Source organism: Hydrogenophaga sp., from assembly GCF_018780385.1.
Lineage (GTDB): Bacteria > Pseudomonadota > Gammaproteobacteria > Burkholderiales > Burkholderiaceae_C > Hydrogenophaga.
Genome location: NZ_JADMJO010000109.1, coordinates 1 through 1504, shown reverse-complemented (window position 1 = coordinate 1504; position 1504 = coordinate 1). Strand labels below are relative to the sequence as shown.

The window sequence follows — 1504 nt, the reverse complement described above, 5'->3', positions numbered from 1 at the left end:
CCGTCTCCTGCGGTGTCACCCAGTGCCAGGAAACCCTGCGCACCGCCATGGCCATCGGCGCGGACCGCGCCATCCTGGTGGAGACCACGGTCGAGCTGCAGCCCCTGGCCGTGGCCAAGCTCCTGAAGGCCCTGGTGGACAAGGAACAACCCGGCCTGATCATTTTGGGCAAACAGGCGATTGACGACGACTGCAACCAGACCGGCCAGATGCTCGCTGCGCTCGCCGGCCTGCCGCAAGCCACCTTCGCTTCGAAAGTGGAAGTCGCCGACGGCAAAGCCACCGTCACGCGCGAGGTGGATGGCGGCCTGGAAACCCTCTCCATCACGTTGCCCGCCGTCATCACGACCGACCTTCGTCTGAACGAGCCGCGTTACGTGACGCTGCCCAACATCATGAAGGCCAAAAAGAAGACGCTGGACATCGTCAAGCCCGAAGACTTGGGTGTGGACGTGACGCCGCGCATCAAGACCTTGAAGGTCAGCGAGCCGCCCAAGCGCGGTGCGGGCATCAAGGTGGCCGATGTCGCTGCCCTGGTGGACAAACTCAAAAATGAAGCCAAAGTGATCTGAGGAACCGACACATGACCGCACTCGTTATTGCCGAACACGACAACGCCACCCTCAAGGGCGCCACGCTCAACACCGTGGCCGCTGCCGCCCAATGTGGTGGGGACGTGCATGTGCTCATCGCCGGCCACAACGCCGGCGCCGCTGCTGCCGCGGCCGCGCAGATCGCCGGCGTGGCCAAGGTGATCCACGCCGACGCCCCGGGCTTCGAACACGGCCTGGCCGAGAACGTGGCCGCGCAGGTGCTGGCGATCGCCTCGAACTACAGCCACATCCTGTTCCCGGCCACCGCCAGCGGCAAGAACGTCGCGCCGCGCGTGGCCGCTGCGCTGGATGTGGGCCAGCTCTCCGACATCACCAAGGTGATCAGCGCCGACACCTTCGAGCGCCCGATCTACGCCGGCAACGCGATCGCCACCGTGCAGAGCACCGACACCACCCATGTGGTCACCGTGCGCACCACCGGCTTCGACCCGGTCGCTGCCACCGGTGGCAGCGCCGCGGTAGAGACGGCCACGGCCGTGGCCGACGAAGGCAAGGCCAAGTTCCTGGGCAGCGAGATCGCCAAGAGCGATCGCCCCGAGCTCACCGCCGCGAAGATCATCGTCTCCGGTGGCCGAGCACTCGGCAGCGCGGAGAAGTTCAACGACGTGATGACGCCGCTGGCCGACAAGCTCGGTGCAGCGCTGGGCGCCAGCCGCGCCGCGGTGGACGCGGGTTACGCGCCCAACGACTGGCAGGTGGGCCAGACCGGCAAGATCGTGGCGCCGCAGCTGTACGTGGCCTGCGGCATCTCGGGCGCCATCCAGCATCTGGCCGGCATGAAGGATTCCAAGGTCATCGTGGCGATCAACAAGGACCCCGAGGCCCCGATCTTCTCGGTGGCCGACTATGGCCTGGAGGCCGATCTCTTCGAGGCCGTGCCTGAGCTGATC

General features: G+C 66.6%; 2 protein-coding genes. Both read left to right on the top strand.

The features are described from left to right. A partial coding sequence (locus IV113_RS22890; RefSeq protein ID WP_291090063.1) for an electron transfer flavoprotein subunit beta/FixA family protein occupies positions 1-572 on the top strand: 572 nt, incomplete at its 5' end. Positions 573-583: 11 nt separating this feature from the next. Continuing rightward, positions 584-1504: FAD-binding protein (locus tag IV113_RS22885; RefSeq protein ID WP_291090060.1), on the top strand; the 921-nt coding region annotated here is incomplete at its 3' end.